Below are 21,642 nucleotides of genomic sequence, written 5' to 3' on the forward strand. Positions count from 1 at the left end.
TGCCGCGCCGGCGCCGGCGGCGGTGGTGGCGCCGGACATGGACGCGGACGCGGAGCTGCTGGCCAGCCAGACCCTGGCCCTGCGCCGTACCGCGCGCCTGCTGGCCCAGCCCAGCGCCGACGCCGACGTCGTGGCCGAGCTGCGCACCGGCATGCTGCTGTTCCCGACCGGCGGCAAGCAGGGCACCATGCTCGAGGTCGAAAACGAGGTCGGCCAGCGCGGCTGGGTGCCCTCGGCCGCGGTCACCGTCGCCCAGTAAGGCGCGTTCCCCCGGCGCCGCCGCGCGGCGGCGCCGGCTTCCCGGCCGGGCCTACAGCATCCGGCTGATGGTGAAGCTGCCGAACACCGGCCGCTCCTTCTGCCCCTCGAACTCGCGCGCGCCGTGGTAGCGCGCCAGCGCGAACTTCCAGCGGCCGTGGGTCACGGCCATCCCGTAGCCGACCTCGCCCACCAGCGGCCGCTTGTCCACGCTGTGGCTGCTGCGGAAGGTGTTGCCGTCCAGGGTGATGTCGCGCGCCACCGCGCGCACGTCGGAGGTGGCGAACACGTGCCAGGACCAGCCCGACAGGCGTTCGCGCGCCGGCGCGGTGTTCTCGCCGGCTGGACGCAGCGGGGTGCTGCCGAAGTCGTCGGGCAGGCGCCAGCCCCAGCGCAGTTCCAGGCCGGTGTTGACGTAGGTGGCGCGGTTGCCGAGGGCGCCGCCGTAGTGCGCGATCGCGTCCCAGCCCCAGCCGCCGGCGTTGCCCTCGCTGTCGCCCCAGCGGTGCATGCGTTCGTGCACGATGCCCAGCAGCGGCTCGTTGTGCAGCTGGTTGTCCCAGCCGCGGAAGTCCTCGCCGTCGAACACGTGGTGCACCGCCCTCTGCACCTGCTTGCCCAGGGCCGCCGGGCCGATCACGCCCAGCTGCAGCTGGGTGGTGCGCAGGCTGTCGCCGCTGCGCGCGTTGTAGCCGAAGCTGGCCATCAGGATCGCCGCGTACGGGCGGTCGTCGGGGATCAGGTCGGCGCGGCTGTAGTCGGTGGGCGTGTACAGGCTCTGGCTGATGCTGAACACCATGTTCTGCTGCTCGAAGCGGCCGGGATGCAGCCGCTCCAGGTAGCGGTTGATCCAGCGCGCGGGGCGCGGCAGGCAGGGGTCGTCGGTGTAGTCGGCCAGGTTGGGCGAGACCAGGGTGATCACCGCGCCATTGGTGTATCCCTGGTCCTGGTTCTCGCCGCCGAACAGGTCGTTGTCGACGCGGAAGTTCACCGCCGGCGGGGTTTCGCTGAGGCGGCTGCTGCTGCATTGCGGGGCGGCGATGGCCGCGGCGGGGAACAGGAAGACCAACAACAACGCGGCGGTGGGGACGCGCGGGGGTCGCGTCCGTGCGGGAGCGGGCATGGGCGGGATCCTTGGGCGGGGGAGGTGGCGGGGGAGGGACGCGCATTGAATCGCATGCGGAGCGTCCGCGGGGCGTGCATGGCCGCACCGGTGCGTTGCAACGCGCCGCCGCTTGGGTTCGCGCACGCAGGCCCTGATAATGCCCCGATGGAAATCAAGTCCGACAACCCCGAGCACGGCTTCCAGTTCCCCGGCACCTTCGAGCTCAGCGCCATGGGCGCGGCCGACAAGGGCCTGGAGACCGAACTGCCCCGGCTGCTGGCCGCCACCGGCGTGGAAGTGCTGGAGGAAAGCGTGCAGTGGCGCCATTCCTCCAACGGCCGCTACGTTTCGGTGCGGATCGGCTTCCGCGCCCAGAGCCGCGAGCAGTACGAGCGCGCCCACCAGGCGCTGCGCGACCATCCGGAAGTGAAATGGACGCTGTGAACGCCTGCGGCGCCTCCGCGGCGCCGGCCCGCGCCCTGCGCCCGGCGCGGGTATTCGACCTCGGCCGCCAGGCCTACGAGCCGGTGTGGCGGGCAATGCAGCGTTTCACCGACGCGCGCGATGGCGACACCGTGGACGAGCTGTGGCTGGTCGAGCACGAGCCGGTGTTCACCCTCGGCCAGGCCGGCAAGCCCGAGCACGTGCTGGCGCCGGGCGACATCCCGGTGCTGCACGTGGACCGCGGCGGCCAGGTGACCTACCACGGCCCCGGCCAGATCGTGCTCTACCCGCTGCTGGACCTGCGCCGGCTGGGCGTGGGCGTGCGCGAGTACGTGTGCCGGATCGAGCAGGCGATCATCGACACGCTCGGGGAATGGAACATCGGCGGCGAGCGCCGCGAGGGCGCGCCGGGCGTGTACGTGGGCGGGGCCAAGGTCGCGGCGCTGGGCATCCGCGTGCGCCGCGGCTGCTGCTTCCACGGCCTGTCGTTCAACATCGGCATGGACCTGGAGCCGTTCCACCGGATCAATCCCTGCGGTTACCAGGGGCTGCGCGTGACCTCGTTGCAGGACCTGGGCGGCCCGTCCTCGATGGATGCGGTCAAGCCGGTGCTGCTGGAGCAGGTCGCGCGCCAGTTCGGGCTGGAGCTGCGGCCCCAGGCGGGGCTGCCCGACCTCTCCGCCGCGCCAGGCGGGGAATGAAGACCGGCGCCGCGTGCGCCGGGAATGAAACCGGGTGCCGGCGTGCGTGAAGTGTTGCCGCGCGCCGCTGGCCTGGCCGCACTGCCCGGGGCTTCCCCCTCCCGCTCGCCGCCCTGGCTCCGATGCGCGACCACGGGCCATCCATGGCCTGCTTGCCCCATCCCCCGCGCTACCGCGTCCGCGGGCGCGCCGGGCGCGTGGCTTCGTTTTCCCGTACCCGGAGTGGGGTGCCATCCAGCTGCGCCGCAGGCGCGGACAGTGGGGGCTGGCCCCGTCCGTTCCATCCGCCGCCACCGGGCGTTCCGGTCCCGGCACTGCTGGTGCCGGGCGCGGGGCGCGGCGGCGGCCTACAATAGGCGCCATGACTGACGCCGCTCCCCGCACCATCCCGCTCCAGGTCCTGTCCGAACCTGTCGCCCCGGCGGCTCCGCTGCAGGCCGGGGCCAAGCAGCTGGGCGGGGACAAGATCGGCCGTTCGCCGGTGCAGTTCGCCGACGCCCCGGTGCTGCGCAAGCCTTCGTGGATCCGCGTGCGCATCCCGTCCGGCAACGCCGTGCAGAACCTCAAGGCCAAGCTGCGCGCCAACCGCCTGGTCACGGTGTGCGAGGAGGCCAGCTGCCCGAACATCCACGAGTGCTTCGGCCACGGCACCGCGACCTTCATGATCCTCGGCGAGGTCTGCCCCCGCCGCTGCTCGTTCTGCGACGTGGCCCACGGCCGCCCGAAGCCGCCGGATCCGGACGAGCCGGCCAGCCTCGGCCAGACCGTGGCCGACATGGGCCTGAGGTACGTGGTGGTCACCAGCGTGGACCGCGACGACCTGCGCGACGGCGGCGCCCAGCACTTCGTCGACTGCATCGCCGCCATCCGCGAGCGCGCTCCCGGCACCCGGATCGAGATCCTGACCCCGGACTTCCGCGGCAAGGGGCGCATGGAGCGCGCGCTGGAAATCCTGGCGAAGAACCCACCGGACGTGTTCAACCACAACATCGAGACCGTCCCGGACCTGTACCGCAACGTGCGCCCGGGCGCGGACTACCAGTGGTCGCTGACCCTGCTGAAGAACTTCAAGGCGCAGCATCCGTCGATCCCGACCAAGTCCGGGATCATGCTGGGCCTGGGCGAGACCCTTGAGCAGGTGCAGGCGACCCTGCGCGACCTGCGCGCGCACGACGTGGACATGGTCACCATTGGCCAGTACCTGCAGCCGACCGCGCACCACCACCCGGTGATGCGCTACTGGACCCCCGAGGAGTTCAAGGCGCTGGAGGAGTACGGCTACCAGCTGGGCTTCAGCCACGTCGCCTCCGGGCCGATGGTACGTTCGTCCTACCACGCCGACCGCCAGGCGGCCGGCGCCGGGGTGGCGGCCTGAGCCGGCCGCGCGCGGTCCTTCTCCTCCGCGGGCGCCGGCCCCGTCGCGCCCCGTCGCCACGCCGTTTCCGTTCACCTTTCCCTACGCCGCAGCGGCTAGCCTGCGGCGGAACGTCCCCGTGCACCCACGGGACCGTCCGGCAACTTCCGGCGCCGGCCGTGGTCCCAGTGGCGGTGACGCCCGATTTCCAACGGCCGCCTCCGGCCCGAGCCCCCGCATGAATTCCAGAATCACCGCAGCACTGTTCGCCCTCCTGCTGGCCGCCCCCGCGGCGCTGCTCGCGCGCGCCGACGCCCCCGCGCAGGTGGCCGTGGCGCCGACCCCGGACCAGTCCACCACCACCCGCCTGGTCTACGGCCTGCTGTCGGACAGCCGCTACGCCTACCGCCCGCGCCCGGCCGACGACGCGATGTCCGAGGACATCTTCCGCCGCTACCTGGAGGCGCTGGACGGCAACAAGCAGTACTTCACCGCGGCTGACATCCAGCGCTTCGAGCCCTACCGCCTGCAGCTGGACGACGCCGTGCGCGGCGGCGACCCGAGCCCCGCGTTCGCCATGTTCTCGGTGTACCGGCAGCGGGTGGTCGAGCGCGTGGCCTACGCGCAGAAGCTGCTGCAGGAAGGCAACTTCGACTTCAGCGGCAACGAGCGCTGGGAATACGACCGCGAGAACGCGCCGTGGGCCGCCGACGGCGCCGAGCTGGACGCGCTGTGGCGCAAGTCGGTGATGAACGACTGGCTGCGCCTGAAGCTGGCCGGCAAGGAGCCGGAGGAGATCCGCAGGACGCTGGAGAAGCGCTACGCCCAGCTGGCCCGCTCGGTGGACCAGCTCAAGAGCGAGGACGTGTTCTCGATCTTCCTCAATGCCTACACCGCCTCGATCGACCCGCACACCAACTACCTCAACCCGCGCACGGCCGAGAACTTCAACCAGGCCATGTCGCTGTCGCTGGAGGGGATCGGCGCCCAGCTGCAGCGCCAGGACGACGTGGTGGTGGTGCGCGAGATCATCCCCGGCGGCCCGGCGGCCCTGGACGGCACGCTCAAGGCCGGCGACCGCATCGTCGGGGTGGGCCAGGGCAAGTCCGGGCCGGTCGAGGACGTGATCGGCTGGCGCATCGACGACGTGGTCGCCAAGATCCGCGGTGCCAAGGGCACCCAGGTGCGGCTGGAGTACATCCCGGCCGAGGATGGCCTGGACGGCGAGCACCGCACCGTGACCCTGACCCGCGCGCGGGTCCAGCTGTCCGAGCAGGCGGCCAAGAGCAAGCTGTACAACATCCCGGCGCAGGACGGCCTGCCGGCGCGCAAGATCGGCGTGATCGAGCTGCCGACCTTCTACCAGGACTTCGAGGGCCGCCGCCGCAACGGCAGCGACTACACCTCCGCCACCCGCGACGTGGCCAACCTGCTGGCGCGCTTCCGGGAAGAGGGCGTGGACGGCGTGGTCCTGGACCTGCGCAACAACGGCGGCGGCTCGCTGGACGAGGCGGTGCAGCTGACCGGCCTGTTCATCGACCGCGGCCCGGTGGTGCAGGTGCGCGAGTCCGGCGGCCGGGTCACGGTCAACAGCGACAACAAGCCGGGCGTGGCCTGGGACGGCCCGCTGGCGGTGCTGGTCAACCGTGCCTCGGCCTCGGCCTCGGAGATCTTCGCCGGGGCGATGCAGGACTACGGCCGCGCCCTGATCATCGGCGAGACCACCTTCGGCAAGGGCACGGTGCAGAACCTGGTCGACCTGGACCGCTGGCCGGCTTCCGAGGGCCCGCGCTTTGGCCACGTCAAGCTGACCATCGCCCAGTTCTTCCGCATCGAAGGCGGCAGCACCCAGCACAAGGGCGTGGTCCCCGACATCGCCTACCCGCTGAGCGTGGACGCCAACGAGTTCGGCGAGAGCACCTACGACAACGCCCTGCCGTGGACCCGCATCGCCGCGGTGCCGCACGAGCGCTACGGCAACTTCCAGCCGCTGCTGCCGCGCCTGCAGGCCATGCATGCGCGCCGCATCGCCGACGACCTGGAGTTCCAGTGGTGGAGCGAGGACGTGGCGCGCTACCGCGAGGAAGCGGCGAAGAAGTACCTGTCGCTCAACGAGGCCGAGCGCCGCGCCGAGCGCGAGCGCCAGGAGAAGCAGCGCAAGGAGCGCCAGGCGATCCGCAAGGAGAAGGGCCTGGAGCTGGATCCGCTGGCCGAGGACTTCGACGACGGCCTGACCGCCAGCGAGCGCGACGTGGTCAAGGACGCCGAGCGCGAGAAGGCGGCCGAGAAGCGCCCGGACCCGTTGCAGCGCGAGGCCGCCGCGATCCTGGCCAACGCCATCGGCCTGCTGGAGCAGGACCGTCCGCTGACCGCGCAGGTGCTGCCGCTGACCGCCTCGGCGGTGCGCTGGGCGCGCTGAGCCCCGGCGCCGGTGGTGCAATGAAGAACGGCGGCCCAGGGGCCGCCGTCTTTCTTTGTGCGTTCCGCGCGCGTTGCAAGCCGATCCCGGCTGCGCTCCGCTTGCCCGCGTTACCAATCGCCAATCACCAATCACCAATCACCAATCCCGTCAGTCAGGCACATCCAGCGCCAGTGTCTCCTTGACCTCCTCCATCACGATGTAGCTCTTGGACTCGCGCACGTGCGGCAGGGTCAGCAGGCTGCTGCCCAGCAGCCGGCGGTAGGAGGCCATCTCGGTGATGCGCGCCTTGATCAGGTAGTCGAAGTCGCCGGAGACCAGGTGGCATTCCAGCACGTTGGGCAGCTTCAGCGCGGCGCGGCGGAATTCCTCGAAGATGTCGCCGGACTTGTAGGCCAGGCTGATCTGCACGAACACCAGCAGGCTGGCGCCCAGGTGCTGCGGATTGAGGCGGGCGTGGTAGCCGGTGATCACCCCGTCGCGCTCCAGCCGGCGCACGCGCTCGGTGCAGGGCGTGGTCGACAGGCCCACGCGCTCGCCCAGCTCGGTGAAGGAGATGCGGCCCTCCTCCTGCAGGATGCGCAGGATGTGGCGGTCGATCCGGTCCAGGTGGCGCGGACGGTCGCCGCGCAGGCGTTCGGGGCGGGCGGGCATGGAAACCTCCGTGGAAGCGGCCTGTGGCAGTGCAAAGGCCGGCTGGCGGGAAGAAAAACAGAAAATAATCCTGGAATCGTGGCGGTAGTATGCGCACATTCCATGGCTCCGGCGCTTCGGGGCAGTGAAAGCTCCTGACGGAGGGTGCGATGCAGCGGGTCCTGGTTCTTGGCAGTGGCGTGATTGGCGTGGCCAGCGCGTGGTACCTGGCGCGCGCCGGCTTCGAGGTGGCCGTGGTCGACCGCGAGCCGGGCCCGGCGCGCGGCGCCAGCTTCGCCAACGCCGGACAGATCTCGCCGGGCTATGCCTCGCCCTGGGCGGCGCCGGGCGTGCCGCTGAAGGCGATCAAGTGGCTGTTCCAGGAACACGCCCCGCTGGCGATCCGCCTGACCTCCGACCCGGCGCAGTACCGCTGGCTGTGGCAGATGCTGCGCAACTGCACCGCCGGCCGCTACGCGGTGAACAAGGAGCGCATGGTGCGGCTGGCCGAGTACAGCCGCGACTGCATGGACGAGCTGGCGCGCGAGACCGGGCTGAGCTGGGAAGGCCGCAAGCTGGGCACCACCCAGCTGTTCCGCACCCAGGCCCAGCTGGACGCCGCGGCGCGCGACATCGCGGTGCTGGAGCAGGCCGGCGTGCCCTACGAGGTGCTGGACCGCGCCGGCATCGCCCGCGTGGAGCCGGCGCTGGCCGCCGCCTCCGGCCTGCTGGTGGGCGGCCTGCGCCTGCCCGGCGACCAGACCGGCGACTGCCAGCTGTTCAGCGAGCGCCTGGCCGCGCTGGCCGCGGCGCAGGGCGTGGAGTTCCGCTACGGCGCGACCATCGAGGCGATCGAGTCCGATGGCGAGCGCGTCACCGGCGTGCGCATCGACGGCCGCGTCGAGACCGCCGACCGCTACGTGCTGGCGCTGGGCAGCTGGTCGCCGCGGCTGCTGCGGCCGCTGGGCATCGACCTGCCGGTGTACCCGCTCAAGGGCTACTCGCTGACCATCCCGATCACCGATCCGGAGATGGCGCCGACCTCGACCATCCTCGACGAGACCTACAAGATCGCCATCACCCGCTTCGACCAGCGCATCCGCGTCGGCGGCATGGCCGAGGTGGCCGGCTTCGACCTGCGCCTGGATCCGCGCCGGCGCGCGACCCTGGAGAAGGTGGTCAACGATCTCTACCCGCGTGGCGGCGACCTGTCCCGGGCCACGTTCTGGACCGGCCTGCGCCCGGCCACGCCCGACGGCACCCCGGTGGTGGGCGAGACCCGCCTGCGCAACCTGTACCTCAACACCGGCCACGGCACCCTGGGCTGGACCATGGCCTGCGGTTCCGGCCGCTACCTGGCCGACGTGATCGCGCGCCAGCCCACCGGCATCCGCCGCGAGGGCCTGGACATCTCGCGCTACGGCCGCGGCGGCGCGCGCGGCGACGGCAAGGGCCCGGTTCCGGCGACAATGTCGCCCTGATCCGGCGCGCATCCGCACACCGCTTCCCCGTTCCCGCTGCCCCCTGCCTGCCATGCGTCCCGCCCGCGCCCTGATCGACCTTTCCGCCCTGCGCCACAACTACCGCCTGGCACGCAGCCTCGGCGGCGGGCGCGCGCTGGCGGTGGTCAAGGCCGATGCCTACGGCCATGGCGCGCTGCGCTGCGCTGCGGCGCTGGAGCCGGAGGCCGACGGCTTCGCGGTGGCCTGCATCGAGGAGGCGCTGGTCCTGCGCGAGGCCGGGATCCGCAAGCCGATCCTGCTGCTGGAGGGCTTCTTCGAGGCTTCCGAACTGCCGCTGCTGCTGCAGCACGACCTGTGGTGCGTGGTCCACGCACCCTGGCAGGTGGAGGCGCTGGAGCGCACGCCGCTGCCGGCGCCGCTGACGGTGTGGCTGAAGCTGGACTCGGGCATGCACCGCGTGGGCATCGGCGCCGACGACTACGCCGCCACCTGGCGCCGGCTGGAGGCGCTGCCGCACGTGCGCGTGGTGGTGAAGATGAGCCATTTCGCGCGCGCCGACGAACTGGACTGCGCGCGCACCCGCGAGCAGCTGGACACCTTCACCCGCGCCACCGCCGGGCTGCCGGGCCAGACCAGCATCTGCAACTCGCCGGCGCTGCTGGGCTGGCCGCAGGCACGCGGCGACTGGGCGCGCCCGGGCCTGATGCTGTACGGCGTCTCGCCGTTCGCCCAGGACCACGACCTGGCCGCGCAGCTGCGCCCGGTGATGACCCTGGAGTCGAAGGTGATCGCGGTGCGCGAGCTGCCCGCGGGCGAACCGGTGGGTTACGGCGCGCGCTTCGTCACCGAGGCGCCCACCCGGGTGGGTGTGGTGGCGATGGGCTATGCCGACGGCTACCCGCAGTTCGCGGTCAACGGCACCCCGGTGGCGATCGATGGCCGCCCCGGGCGCCTCGTCGGCCGGGTGTCGATGGACATGCTCACCGTGGACCTGACCGACCACCCGCACGCCGGGGTCGGCAGCGTGGTCGAGCTGTGGGGCAGCCGGGTGCCGGCCGCGCAGGTGGTGGCGCACAGCCAGACCAGCAGCTACCGCCTGCTGTGCGCGGTCAAGCGCGTGCCGCTGCAGTACCAGGACTGAGCCCGCGCGGGCGCGGCGCGCAGGCCATCCTCCCGCGGGATGGGCCCGGCGCGCGGACTACTTGATGCAGCGGCCGGTGCCGCCACGTTTTCCGGCCAGCCCCGCGGGGCTGGCTTTTTCATGTGCCGGCGGGTGGCCGCCATGCACGGAAGAAGACGGACAGCCGGGCCATGGAGGGGAGGAGCGGCCCGGCTGTCCTTGGGGGAAATCAGGCCGCGATGGACACGCCGGCCAGGCGCGCGGCGTACAGCGCCGCGCCGTAGTGCGGCGGATGCTTCGGCGCGGTCGGCACGAACCCGGCATCGGCCCGGGCCAGGGCCTCGCGGAACGGCTGCAGCAGCAGTTCGCCGGCGCTGAAGGCGCCGCCGGACCAGGACAGCGGCACCGGCGTGCCGGCCGGGAACCGCAGTTCCCGGTGCAGGGCCAGCGCGATCGCCGCCAACTCCCGCGCCGCGTCGGAGAAGATCGCCAGCGCCACCGCGTCGCCCGCGGCCGCCGCCTCGCTGACCAGCCGCGACAGCTGCGCCAGCTCGCCGCGCGCCCGGCCGCCGGCGCCGTTGATCCGCGCGCACAGGTCCAGGTCGCGCTGCAGGCCGAGGGCGCGGTTGAACACCGCGTGCAGCGGGCCCTTCGGCAAGCGGCCGTCGCTCATGCGCGAATACGCGTTGAGGCCGCGCACCGCGATCCAGTAGGCCGAGCCCTCGTCGGAGAACACCTCGCCCCAGCCGCCCACGCGCGCCGCGCGTCCCTGGTACTGGCCGTAGCCGATCGAGCCGGTGCCGGCGACGATGTTGATGCCGTCGGCGCAGGCCAGCGAGCCGGCCCAGCCGCAGACCATGTCGTTGCCGCACGCGTAGCGGTCGTGGCCGAGCAGCTCGCCCGGGATCGCGTCCAGCTGCTGGTCGACGCCGCCGTCCTCGCCATGGCAGGGCAGGCCGAAGAACGCATGGGCGATGCCGGCGCCGTCGACGCCGGCCTGGGTCACCACCTGGGCGATGCCCTCGCCAAGCACGCGCACCGCTCCCTCGACGCCGACCTGGGTGACGTCGGTGGTGCCGAGCTGGGCCTCCGCCAGCACCTTGCCGCTGGCGTCGATCAGGACGAAGCGGGTCTTGGTGCCGCCACCGTCCACGCCGAGGAAGCAGGGCGCGTCCATCAGCCCTCCAGCGGATGCAGGGTCACGCCCTGGACCACGCGGTTGACCAGCCCCTGCGGGTTGGGATTGTCCGGGGCCAGGCCCAGCGCGCGCGAGGCGAAGAACGCGTAGACCTGGGCGGCGGCGATGTACGGCCACAGCAGGTCCGCGTCCGGCGCCTGCTCCATGCCCTCCAGCACGATGCTGCTGGCCAGGTGCCCGGCGCGCGGGCGCGCGGTCACCTCGACCACGTGCGCGGCGCGGCCGTCGCGGCGCAGCTCGTCGATCAGGTCGTGGTCGTAGCGGCAGGTGAGCGGGTCGTTGGACACGAACACGAACACCACGGTGCGCTCGCTGACGAAGGTCTTCGGCCCGTGGCGGAAGCCCAGCGGCGAATCGAAGCAGGTGGCCACCGCGCCGTTGGTCAGCTCGCCCAGCTTCAGCGTGGCCTCGCGCGCCAGGCCCTGGAACAGGCCGCTGCCCAGGTAGACCACGCGCTCGAACTTCTGCTCGGCCAGCGTCCTGAGCACCTTGCGCTTGCCGGCGATCACCCTGGCCATGGCGTTGGCCAGCGGACCGATGCGCGCGTCCAGGGCGCCGTCGGCGGAGAACGCGGCCAGGGTGGCGTACATCATGCAGCTGAAGCTGGAGGTCATGGCGAAGCTTTCGTCATGGGTTTCCTCCGGCAGCTGGATGGTCAGCGCCTGGCGCACGTCCAGGTTGGCCAGGCCGCCCTTCGGATTGCAGGTGACCACCAGGTGGCGCACGTCCTTGACCAGCTTCTCGGCCAGGTCGACCGCGGCCAGGCTCTCGGGGCTGTTGCCCGAGCGGCCGAAGGACACCAGCAGCAGCGGCAGCTCCGGGTCCAGGTACAGGCGCGGGCAGCCGACGATGTCGGTGGTCGGCACCGCGTCCACGCGCGCGGCCACCTGGCGGTCCAGCAGCGGGGCCAGGCACTGGCCGATGTAGGCCGAGGTGCCGGCGCCGGTGAGGATCACCCGCGCGTTGGGATTGCCCGCCACCGGCGCGATGAACGCGGCCAGTTCGGCATGCATCTGCGCGACCAGGGCATGGGTGCGCACGAGCATGCGCGGCTGCTGCTCGATCTCGCGCGCGGTGGCCAGCGCCTTGGCGGCGGCCAGTTCGGATTCGGGGATGCCCAGGAACTCAGTGGTCATTAGCGATGCTGCAGGCGAAGTGGTAGTCGTTGAGGACGGAGATGACGTGGGCCACGGCCAGGTCGTGCGGATCGTTGCCGGCCAGGCCGTCGCGCAGCTCGGCCAGTGCGCGCGGCAGGTACTGGCCGACCAGCGAGATCGGTGCCGGGTTGGCGCGCAGGTTGGCGAACAGGCGCTGGCGCGAGGCCTCGATCGCCGGGTCGGGCCAGTAGTAGCGGATGCGGTCGCTGAGGCTGTAGTTGAGGTCGACGGTCAGCTGCTGGCCGCGCGAGTGGTAGTAGCGTTGCCAGTACTTCGGCTCGGCGCGCATGCGGTCCAGCGCGGTCTCGCGCAGCTCGGCGCGCGCGTCCGGGGCGATCCACTCGCGCTCGATCGCGTCCAGCGCCCACAGCGCCTCGCGCAGGGCGAAGGTCAGGCCGGGGCCGACCTTGAGGATGGCGAAGTGGTCGCGCACCAGCGCGGCCAGCGCGTTGCGGGTCTGGTAGTCGGTGGAATGGGCCTCGAACACCATGCCCGGCACCGACTCGATCGCCTGGCTCAGGGCGGCGGCCTTCTCCGGCACGTAGTCCACCACCTGGTGGTGGTCGAACTCCACGCCCGGTTGCACCACCGAGGCGATCACCCGCTCCCAGGCTGCTTCCAGGCCGGCGGCCAGGAACGCGTCCCTGTGCGCCTGGATCGTGGCCAGCGCCGCCGCGGGCGTGGTCACCGCCAGCCCTTCGATGGCTTCGGTGGCCCCGCCCGGCACCGGCACCTCGGTGCCGATCACGTACACCGGCGCCTCGCCGCCGGCCTGCCGCCATGCGGCCTCGGCGGCCTGGCACAGGCGCACCGCGCGGCGGACGATCTCCGCTTCCGGCAGTGGTTCCGGATCGCCGGCGCAGGCCATGGAGCAGTCCAGGTGGATCTTGCGGAAGCCTGCGGCCACGTAGGCGGCCACCATCACCTCGGCCTTGGCCATCGCCTGTTCCGGGTCCAGCGCGGTCCACGGGTTGGGGCCGAGGTGGTCGCCGCCGAGCACGATCCGCGCCGGGTCGAAGCCGACCTTGGCGGCGATGCCGTGGACGAAGGCGACGAAGTCGGCCGGGGTCATGCCGGTGTAGCCGCCGTCCTGGTTGACCTGGTTGCAGGTCGCCTCGAACAGGACGAAGGGCAGGCCGGCGCGCTGCGCATGGCGCAGCGAGGCCTCGATGACGATGGGGTGGGCCGAGCAGATCGAGGTCACGCCGCAGGGGATGCCCTGCTTGTGGCGCGCGACCAGGTCCTGGAGAACGTGCATGGGAAACGAACCTCGGGGGAGGGGAGCGGGGGTCAGGGGGATTGCAGCGGCGCTTCCTGCTCCGGCTCCAGGGCCAGCAGCAGGGATGCCACCAGGGCCAGCGCCAGGCCGACCAGCTTCAGCGGGCCGGGCACGACGCCGGCGAAGAGCAGGGACACGGCCGCGGTGACCAGCGGGCCGCCGCAGTTGCTCAGCGGCGCCACCACGATCGCCTTGCCGTAGCGGAAGGCATAGACCAGGCACAGCGCGCCGATGGCGTTGAGCACCTGGATGCCCGCCGCCAGCCAGGGGCCGTCCCAGCCGGTGTTCACCGGCTGGCCGAAGTCGGTCATCGACCAGGCCACCGGGATCAGCGCGACCGCGCCGAGCGCCATGTAGAAGAAGATGCTTTCGGCGCTGACCGTGTGGTTGGCCAGCTTCATGAAGTAGGCCTGCACGCCCCAGGCGGCCATGATCAGCAGCGCGTACACGAACCAGCCCAGGCCTTCGCCGCCACCGCCGAAGCCGAGGTCCAGCAGCGGCAGCGCGACCAGTGCCAGGACGATGCCCAGCGCGCCCATGCGGCCGGTGCGCTCGCGCAGCAGCACGAACGACAGGGCGATGGTCACCACCGGCGACAGCGAGATGACCGGGAAGATGAAGTAGGCCGGGCCCACGGTCAGGGCGTGGAACAGCACCATCTGGCCGCCGGCGCCGAGCAGGCCGATCAGCAGGCCGTAGGCCACCGCGCGCGGGGTGCGGTCCAGCTTCCAGCCATTGCGCCACAGCACGAAGGTCGCCGGCGGGATCATGGTCAGCGCCCACACGCAGTACACCAGGGTGTCCGGGAAGCCGCGCTCGGCCGAGAGCGAGGACAGCGCGCCCCAGATGCCCCACAGCACCACGGTGGCCAGGGCATAGCCCAGCCAGCTGCGCCTGGGCACCGCGCTCATGCGGCCACCTCCGGGGTGGCCTGCAGGAACAGGAAGCGGTTGAAGGACACCTGCAGGGTGTTGGCCTTCGCGTCCACCACGCCCAGGTCCACGCCGTTGAACAGGTCGCGCACCTTGTAGCGGCCCTTGCCCAGGCCGCGCAGCTGCACCGGGCCCTGGTACTGGGGCGCGTAGAAGGTGTAGTACATGGCGCCGTCCTTGCGGATGGCGTGCGCCTCGGGGCGGTCGAAGCCGATGTCGTACAGCGCGCCCAGGTACTCGCCCCGCGGCAGCATGTGCTCGCGGTACAGGCCGACCCACTTCTCCCACAGCTGCTCGCGCTCGCCGGCCAGCAGCAGGCCGCCGGGCGGCGGGGTGAGCTTGGGGTTCTCCACGTCCTTCGGCCAGGTGAACTTGGTCGAGATCACCGCGCCGATGCCGACGCTGCTGGCCCAGTCGTCACCGTTGTCGCTCAGCTCGACGTGGTCGCCGGCGTAGCTGCTGCGGGAACCGGCCAGGGCCTTGAAGGTCTTGCCCTTGTGCCGGACCTGCCAGGACGAGAGCGGGTCGGAGGAGGGGAACTGGTCGGTGCCCGGCAGGCTGTGGAAGGACAGCGCGGTGCCGCAGGGGCACAGCTCCACCACCGCCTCCGGGTTGGCCTCGTGCGCGGCGCGGTGGATGGCCTCCCAGAACCTGGGCAGGGCGCGGCAGGACTCGTCCGGGTCGGCGTGGTTGTGCGCCGGGTTGTGGCAGGCGGCCACGCCGTTGAGGTGGTGGCCGTCGAGCTTGAGGCCCTCGAAGCCCCAGTCGCCGATGATCTTCTTCACCAGGGCCACGTAGTAGTCCACCACCGGCTGGTGGCCGGGGCACTGGGTCAGCGAGTTCCACCAGGTCACGGTCTGGAAGCCGCCGTCGGCGTCCAGCAGCAGCCAGTCCGGATGCTTGAACAGGACCTCGCTGCCCGGGTCGGCGGCCAGCGGCGCCAGCCACAGGCGCGGCCGCAGGCCCTGGGCCTTGATGTCGGCCACGAAGCGGCGCATGTCGGCGTCGCCATTGGGGAACTTCTTCGGGTCCAGCTGCCAGTCGCCTTCGTTGTTCTGCCAGCCGTCGTCCAGCACCACCCACTCGAAGCCCAGCTCCTTGACCTTGGGCAGGGTGCCGAGCACCTGGTCGAAGGTGAAGTCGCGCTCGTAGCCCCAGGCGCACCACACCGGCGCGAACGCCGAAGCCGGCACTTCCGGCGCGGCGATGCCCTCGGCCTCCATGTAGCGGCGGTAGAGCTCCAGCACGGCGAAGTAGTCGCCGGTGTGCAGGCTCACGAAGGTGCGCTCGGTGGCCAGTTCGGCGCCGGGGGCGAGGGTGGTCGCGTGCGGCGACTGGATGGCGATGGAGGCGCCGTTGGGGGTGCGGCGCACCGGCATCTCCAGCCGGTGCGGCACCGGTTCGACGTGGCCCACGGCCAGGCCGATGTCGCGGCGCCAGATGTTGGCCACCGGGGTGCCGCCACCGTAGTCGGAGGAGTCCATGTCCAGCGAGTTGCGCTGGTCGAAGCCTTCCACCAGCGGCTGCACCCAGTCGCGGCGGTCGGTGTGGGTGGCGCCGGAGAAGCTCCAGAAGCCGCCCTCGCGCTCCTCGAGGCTGTAGCCGCTGTTGCGCCAGCCGTCGACCTCCAGCGGGGCGTCGCCGGTGTTGCGGTAGCGGACCTGCAGCAGGGCCAGGCCGGGATAGCGGGCGAGGAAGGTCACCTCGACCTGCTTCTCCACGCCGTTGGCCGCGCGGCCGCTGACGATGGTGCGCACGCCGCTGCCATGGCGGCGGTCGCGCACGCCCTCGCTGCGCTGGCCGGTGAACTGGAAGTCGGCCAGCGGCTGGCCGTCCACCAGCAGTGCCTCGCTGGCGTGCCAGCCGGTGGCGAACTCGCCGCGCCGCGCCAGCCGGGTATGCAGGCGTTCGTCGAACGCGATCGCCAGCTCGCCGTCCTGCACCACCGCGCGGCCGGCGCCCGCGGCCACCCTGGCCGCGGCGTGGGCCAGCGGCATGCCGGCAAACGGCAGGGTGGAGGCGGCCATGCCTCCGGCGACCAGCTTGAGGACCGAACGACGACCGATGGGTGGCATGTGGGACTCCCCGGTTGGTTTGGGGGTCATTCTTACCGTCTACCGCCACCTGTCGCAACAATTTCGTTTCGTTGTGTGCTACAAAAGTTTCGTTTAGTTACTCGCACCTACCACGGGAGACAGCATGGCACAGCACACGAGCATGGACGGCCGCTGGCGGACGGGGATGGCGGCACTGGGCCTGGCCCTGGCGCTGGCGGCCTGCGGATCCGGGCAGGCGCCGCAGGCCGCGGTCCCGGCGACCTATGCAATGGACGACTTCGCCACGGTGCGCAAGTTCGACGCGCACGTGCACGCCAATACCCACGACCGCGCCCTGGTCGAGCAGGCCGCCGCCGACAACTTCGCGGTGCTGTCGATCAACGTCGACTACCCGGCGTTCCCGCCGGTGCCGGAGCAGCATGCGGTGGCGCTGGACCTGGCCGGGGCGGCCAGCGACCGCTTCCACTGGGCCGCGACCTTCACCATGGCCGGCTACGGCTCGGCGGAGTGGGCGCCGCGGGTGGAAGGCGAGCTGGAGGCGGCCGTGGCCGAGGGCGCGCGCGCGGTGAAGCTGTGGAAGAACATCGGCATGGTCGAGCGCGACCCGGCCGGCAACCTGGTCAGCATCGACGACCCGGGCCTGGCCCCGGTGGCCGGCGCGATCGCGCGCCTGGGCGTGCCGCTGATCGCGCACCAGGGCGAGCCGCACAACTGCTGGCTGCCGCTGGAGGAGATGACCACCGACAACGACCGCGAGTACTTCTCCAACCACCCGGAGTACCACATGTACCTGCAGCCGGACATGCCCGGCTACGAGGACCTGATGGCCGCGCGCGACCGCTTCTTCGCCGCGCACCCGGAGATGTCGCTGGTCGGCGCGCACATGGCCAGCCTGGAGTACGACGTCGGCCGCCTGGGCGAGTTCCTGGACCGCTTCCCCAACGCCACCGTGGACCTGGCCGCGCGCATGGCCCAGGTGCAGTACCAGTCGGTGCGCGACCCGGAGCGGGTGCGCCAGTTCTTCATCCGCTACGCCGACCGCCTGCTCTACGGCACCGACCTGACCCAGCAGCCGGGCGACGATCCGGCCGAGTTCCGCCGCGTGGCGCACGAAACCTGGCTGTCGGACTGGAAGTACCTGGCCACCGCCGAGACCCAGCACATCGCGACGATCCGCGCCGACGTGCCGGGCCTGGCGCTGCCGCGCGAGGTCGTCGACCGGATCTACTGGGGCAACGCCGCCCGGGTGTTCGGGCTGGAGGCGGCGGCCGAGTGAGGCCGCCGCGGTTCAGGCCAGCAGCGGCTCGACCCCGAGCTGCTCGCAGGCCTGGACGATGTCCGCCGGCGCGTCGGTGTCGGTGATCAGCATGTCCAGCTCCGACACCGGGATGATCCGGTGCAGGCAGATCCTGCCGAACTTGGAGCTGTCGGTGATCGCCACGACCTTGCGCGCGGCCTCCACCATCTTGCGGTTGAGCTGGGCTTCCGGCTCGTAGTGGGTGGGGATGCCGCGCTCCAGGTCGAAGCCGTCCACGCCCAGGAACAGGGCGTCCACGTGCAGGGCCTCGATCGCCTCCACGGTCAGGCCGCCGTAGAAGGCCATGTTCTTGCGCCGCAGCTGGCCGCCGAGCATCACGATCTCGATGTTGCTCTTGGACACCAGCGCGCCAAGCACGCCGAAGTCGTTGGTGACCACGGTCAGCTCGACGTTGGGCAGGGCCTCGGCCAGCTGGATGGCGGTGGTGCCGGAGTCGATGGCGATGGTCGCGCCCGGCTCGACCAGGGCGGCCGCGCGCGCGCCGATCCGGCGCTTCTGCTCCAGGTGGGAGGTGCGCTTGGCCTCGTAGTGCGGCTCGACCGCCGGCGCGCCGAGGGCGCCGTTGTCGATCGCCCCGCCGTAGGCACGCGACATCACCCCGCGTTCGCTCAGGTAGCGCAGGTCCTTGCGCACTGTCTGCATGCTCACGCCGAAGCGCCGGGCGAGTTCGGCGACCTGGACGCTGCCGTGCTGGCGCACCAGTTCGCTGATCTGCAGGCGACGTTGGCTGGTGTCCCGGCCTGTGCTGGTCATGGAGCCTCCATCCTCCTGCGGGCGAGTATGTCGTATTTCGTTTGCTTTCGCTATTGATAGGAAACGAAACACTAGGTTACGCTCGGTTTCGTTCCGTTCACAATCGTTCTTCACCTGCCGAGGAGAGAGAGCCCGTGAAGTCGCTATTCCCGCGTCGCAATACGCTGTTCCGTGGCATCGCCGTGGCGTTGCTGGCGTCCCCCTCGGTCGCCGCGCTGGCCCAGGACGCCGCCGCCACGGCCGAAGCCGCCCCGCAGGAACTGGATGCCGTGGTCGTGACCGGCGTGCGTGCCTCGATGGCCCGCGCGGTCGAGCTCAAGCGCGAGGCCGGCACCGTGCAGGACTCCATCAGCGCGCTGGAGCTGGGCAAGTTCCCGGACGACAACGTGGCCGACTCGCTCAGCCACATCACCGGCGTGGCCATCTCGCGCACCGCCGGCGGCGAGGGCCAGAAGGTCAGCGTGCGCGGCCTCGGCCCGGAATACACCATCACCACCTTCAACGGCCGCATCCTCGCCACCGACGGTGCCGGCCGCGACTTCGCCTTCGACGTGCTGCCGGCCGACGTGATCAGCGGCGCCGACGTGGTCAAGGGCGCGCAGGCCTCCCTCACCGAGGGCGCGATCGGCGGCCTGATCAACCTGCGCTCGGCCAGCCCGTTCGACCAGAAGGGCCAGCACGGCGCCGTGCGCCTGGAAGGCGACCGCAACCTGATGTCCGAGCTCAACGGCGGCAAGCTTTCGGCCGTCTACAGCAACACCTTCGCCGACGACACCATCGGCGTGGTGGTCGGCACGGTCTACGCCAAGCGCAAGGACCGCACCGACGTGGCCGGCAACGACGGCGGCTGGACCCGCAACCCCGACCCGACCGACGAAAGCTGGCTGTGGGGCAACGCCTGGGGCGGCTCGATCGACCCCAACGGCAACGGCGAGCTGGACCCGGAGGAGTACGGCCTGATCGGCCCCGGCCAGTTCCGCGTCGGTTCGATCCTGGAGGAGAAGAAGCGCACCGCCTTCACCGCCAAGGTGGAGTGGCGCCCGACCAGCGACCTGCGCGTCACCGTCGACGGCCTGAAGACCCGCCTGGATTCGCCGCAGGTCGGCTACCAGCAGTCCTACTACCCGCTGTACGCGCCGGGCCGCTGGGAAAACATGGTGGTCCGCAACGGCGTGGTCACCGCGTTCGACATCACCAGCGACGACCCCGAGCTGCGCCTGAACCCGGAGCTGCTGAACCAGACCGAGCACCGCGTGGTCGACACCGACCTGTTCGGCGCCAACGTCCACTGGCAGGCCAGCGACAACCTGCTGCTGGTGGGCGACGTCTACCGCTCCAGCTCCGAGCGCCGTTCCGGCGGCCAGGACACCTACGTGGTCCTGCGCATGAACCAGCCCAACACCTCGCACTTCTGGCTGGACAAGGGCGTGCCCAACGTCGAGGCCACCTTCGCCGACGGCCGCCAGCTGGCCGCCGGCCTGGCCAACGGCGAGTTCGGCCCGTCCGACTTCAACACCCATTACTTCTCGCTGGCCGGCGACAACGTCCGCGACCAGATCACCGGCAGCAACGTCGGCGGCGAGCTGTACGTGGGCGAACTGAACATCGACAAGATCAAGTTCGGGATCGGCCACAACCAGCGCAAGAAGTCGCGCGACCTGGTCAACAACTCGCTCAACGGCGGCGCCGACTACTACTCCGGCGACAACGCGATCAACGTCGGCCTGCTGGGCGGCAACGTGCTCTCGCGCAGCTTCAACCTGCCGCACTTCATGGACGAGTCCGGCTCGGTGTTCCCGCGCTCGTTCCTGGCGTTCGACGTGCCGGCCTACATCGAGGCGCTGAAGGCCTACAACGGCACCCGCCCGGACGGCACCCCGTACGACTACGCCGCCGCCGGCCCGGTGTGGAACCCGCTGGAAAGCTACCGGGTGACGGAGAAGACCTGGACCGGCTACGTCGAGCTGGAGATGGCCGGCGAGCGCTGGGACGCCAACGCCGGCGTGCGCCTGGTCAAGACCCGCACCACCGCCCAGGCCTGGGACGCGAAGATCACGAAGATCGTCGAGAACGGCGCCTGGAACTACACCGCCACCTACGCCGAGCCCAGCTCGATCTACCAGACCTCGGACTACACCTACGCGCTGCCGTCGGCCAACTTCAGCTGGCACTTCAGCGAGGACCTGCTGCTGCGCCTGGGCGCGGCCAAGACCATGGCACGCCCGGCGGTCAGCACCCTGGCGCCGACCAACACCACCGAGAGCGTGTCCTGGGGCGAGTTCACCCAGATCTACGGCGGCAACGCCGAGCTGAAGCCGTACACCGCCAACCAGGCCGACGCCTCGCTGGAGTGGTACTTCGCCGAGAACTCGATCTTCAACTTCGCGGTGTACTACAAGAAGATCAAGAACCAGATCACCACCAGCTGGGAGCCCGGCGAGGACATCGGCGTCGGCCCGATCCTCGACGCCGCCGGCAACGCCATCACCGACGGCCCGACCCTGTTCAACATCATGCGCCCGATCAACGGCGACCACGCCAAGGTGCATGGCTACGAGATCGGCGCCCAGCACTTCTGGGACAACGGCTTCGGCGTGCGCGCGCAGTACACCCGCAACTGGTCCAGCAGCTGGGTCGACGGCGAGGAGCGCCCGCTGGAGGGCATCGCCCCGTCGGTGTACTCGCTGGGCGTGATGTACGAGCGTGGCCCGTGGTCGGCCGGCGTCACCGCCGACCGCACCGACGGCTTCGTCACCGCGACCAACGTGCTCGGCGCCGGCTTCAACGAAGTGGCCGACCCGATCACCTGGGTCACCGCGCACGTGTCCTACGAGTACGACAAGCACCTGACCTTCTCGCTGGAAGGCCGCAACCTGCTGGACGAGGCCAACACCTACAGTATCAACGGCAACCCGCTGCTGAGCCAGGGCTACTACCGCTACGGCCGCGGCATCACCCTCGGGGTGAGCTACCGCTTCTGAGCTTGCGAGAGGGCGACGCGGCGCCGGCCATGACGCCGCGTAACCCGGGCCAGCCTCCCCCGCGGAGGCTGGCCTTCTTTTTTTGCCCGCGCACCGGCCGCTGCGGCGCACTGCCGCGACTGGCGGATAATGGCCGGCCCCGCCGCCCGTTCCCGACCGCGTGAGCACCGAAGACGAACCCCTCAAGGCCCTGCTGCTGCCGTTCGACGGCGGCGTCCTGCCGTGGCCGCGGGGCCGCGTGCTGTTCCTGCGTGGGCGCGACGGCTGGCCGCTGCGCCGCCACGACCTTTCGCGCCTGCGCTGCGAGCAGGGCTCGCGGCCGCTGGCCGACGCGCTGCAGCGCGCCGGGATCGACGCGGTCCCGGAACTGCCCGCCGACGAGCCGGCGGCGGCGCTGGTGCTGGTGCTGCCGCCGCGCCAGCGCGAGGAGGCGCGCGCCCTGCTGGCACGCGCCGTGGACCTGGCCGCGC

General features: G+C 71.3%; 17 protein-coding genes and 1 pseudogene. 10 read left to right on the forward strand and 8 right to left on the reverse strand.

Annotated elements, in window-relative coordinates; genetic code table 11:
* A partial coding sequence (locus tag B351_RS16275; RefSeq protein WP_039730917.1) for a hypothetical protein occupies positions 1-259 on the forward strand: 259 nt, incomplete at its 5' end.
* A 51-nt stretch (positions 260-310) separates the two neighbouring features.
* Here B351_RS16275 and B351_RS0105465 read toward each other — a convergent pair.
* A complete protein-coding gene (locus B351_RS0105465) occupies positions 311-1,381 on the reverse strand; it encodes a lipid A deacylase LpxR family protein (RefSeq protein ID WP_083852396.1) in 1,071 nt (356 codons plus the stop codon).
* A gap of 147 nt (positions 1,382-1,528) precedes the next feature.
* Here B351_RS0105465 and B351_RS0105470 point away from each other — a divergent pair, with 147 nt between their 5' ends.
* From B351_RS0105470 to B351_RS0105485, 4 genes are all read left to right on the forward strand, one after another.
* On the forward strand, positions 1,529-1,807 hold the full coding sequence (locus B351_RS0105470) for a DUF493 family protein (RefSeq protein WP_019398039.1): 279 nt from the start codon (positions 1,529-1,531) through the stop codon (positions 1,805-1,807).
* Complete coding sequence (gene lipB, locus B351_RS0105475) at positions 1,795-2,508, forward strand: lipoyl(octanoyl) transferase LipB (RefSeq protein WP_026010396.1); 714 nt, start codon at positions 1,795-1,797, stop codon at positions 2,506-2,508. The genes B351_RS0105470 and lipB overlap by 13 nt, the downstream gene beginning before the upstream one ends.
* Before the next feature lie 361 nt (positions 2,509-2,869).
* A complete protein-coding gene (lipA, locus tag B351_RS0105480) occupies positions 2,870-3,883 on the forward strand; it encodes a lipoyl synthase (protein WP_019398041.1) in 1,014 nt (337 codons plus the stop codon).
* Between the two features lie 217 nt (positions 3,884-4,100).
* On the forward strand, positions 4,101-6,281 hold the full coding sequence (locus B351_RS0105485) for a carboxy terminal-processing peptidase (RefSeq protein WP_019398042.1): 2,181 nt from the start codon (positions 4,101-4,103) through the stop codon (positions 6,279-6,281).
* A 150-nt stretch (positions 6,282-6,431) separates the two neighbouring features.
* Here B351_RS0105485 and B351_RS0105490 read toward each other — a convergent pair whose 3' ends face one another.
* Positions 6,432-6,935, reverse strand: coding sequence for a winged helix-turn-helix transcriptional regulator (locus B351_RS0105490; RefSeq protein WP_019398043.1), 504 nt, complete (start codon positions 6,933-6,935; stop codon positions 6,432-6,434).
* A gap of 149 nt (positions 6,936-7,084) precedes the next feature.
* On the opposite strand from B351_RS0105490, the gene B351_RS0105495 reads away from it, so the two are divergent.
* Both B351_RS0105495 and alr read left to right on the forward strand, forming a co-directional pair.
* Positions 7,085-8,395, forward strand: coding sequence for a D-amino acid dehydrogenase (locus tag B351_RS0105495; RefSeq protein WP_026010398.1), 1,311 nt, complete (start codon positions 7,085-7,087; stop codon positions 8,393-8,395).
* 52 nt (positions 8,396-8,447) lie between these two features.
* Positions 8,448-9,518 (forward strand): alanine racemase, encoded by a 1,071-nt coding sequence (gene alr, locus B351_RS0105500; protein ID WP_019398045.1) that lies wholly within the window; start codon positions 8,448-8,450, stop codon positions 9,516-9,518.
* A gap of 208 nt (positions 9,519-9,726) precedes the next feature.
* On the opposite strand, the gene B351_RS0105505 is transcribed toward alr, so the two are convergent.
* Genes B351_RS0105505 through B351_RS0105525 form a run of 5 tightly spaced genes read right to left on the reverse strand, consistent with a single transcriptional unit; the run spans position 9,727 to position 16,138 of the window.
* Positions 9,727-10,674, reverse strand: a complete 948-nt coding sequence (locus B351_RS0105505; RefSeq protein ID WP_019398046.1) for an N-acetylglucosamine kinase — start codon at positions 10,672-10,674, stop codon at positions 9,727-9,729.
* Positions 10,674-11,831: an SIS domain-containing protein gene (locus B351_RS0105510; RefSeq protein WP_019398047.1), complete on the reverse strand. Its 1,158-nt coding sequence runs from the start codon at positions 11,829-11,831 to the stop codon at positions 10,674-10,676. Before B351_RS0105510 ends, B351_RS0105505 begins: the two co-directional genes overlap by 1 nt.
* The gene (locus B351_RS0105515) at positions 11,821-13,110 is read right to left on the reverse strand and encodes a D-tagatose-bisphosphate aldolase, class II, non-catalytic subunit (protein WP_019398048.1); all 1,290 of its coding nucleotides are present in this window, start codon (positions 13,108-13,110) and stop codon (positions 11,821-11,823) included. The genes B351_RS0105510 and B351_RS0105515 overlap by 11 nt, the downstream gene beginning before the upstream one ends.
* Before the next feature lie 32 nt (positions 13,111-13,142).
* A complete protein-coding gene (locus tag B351_RS0105520; protein WP_019398049.1) occupies positions 13,143-14,042 on the reverse strand; it encodes a DMT family transporter in 900 nt (299 codons plus the stop codon).
* Complete coding sequence (locus tag B351_RS0105525) at positions 14,039-16,138, reverse strand: glycoside hydrolase family 36 protein (RefSeq protein WP_026010399.1); 2,100 nt, start codon at positions 16,136-16,138, stop codon at positions 14,039-14,041. Before B351_RS0105525 ends, B351_RS0105520 begins: the two co-directional genes overlap by 4 nt.
* A 124-nt stretch (positions 16,139-16,262) precedes the next feature.
* Here B351_RS0105525 and B351_RS0105530 point away from each other — a divergent pair, with 124 nt between their 5' ends.
* Positions 16,263-17,396 carry an amidohydrolase family protein gene (locus tag B351_RS0105530; RefSeq protein WP_232207893.1) on the forward strand — a complete coding sequence of 378 codons (1,134 nt, stop codon included), beginning with the start codon at positions 16,263-16,265 and terminating at the stop codon, positions 17,394-17,396.
* A 12-nt stretch (positions 17,397-17,408) separates the two neighbouring features.
* Here B351_RS0105530 and agaR read toward each other — a convergent pair whose 3' ends face one another.
* Positions 17,409-18,191, reverse strand: coding sequence for a transcriptional repressor AgaR (agaR, locus tag B351_RS0105535; protein ID WP_019398052.1), 783 nt, complete (start codon positions 18,189-18,191; stop codon positions 17,409-17,411).
* 134 nt (positions 18,192-18,325) lie between these two features.
* Here agaR and B351_RS0105540 point away from each other — a divergent pair, with 134 nt between their 5' ends.
* Complete coding sequence (locus B351_RS0105540) at positions 18,326-21,172, forward strand: TonB-dependent receptor (RefSeq protein ID WP_019398053.1); 2,847 nt, start codon at positions 18,326-18,328, stop codon at positions 21,170-21,172.
* A gap of 160 nt (positions 21,173-21,332) precedes the next feature.
* Positions 21,333-21,642, forward strand: a pseudogene (locus B351_RS16280) (16S rRNA methyltransferase); the annotation flags it as partial.

Origin of the sequence: Pseudoxanthomonas sp. GW2, assembly GCF_000283075.1 — a bacterium.
In the GTDB taxonomy this organism is placed as follows: Bacteria; Pseudomonadota; Gammaproteobacteria; order Xanthomonadales; family Xanthomonadaceae; genus Pseudoxanthomonas.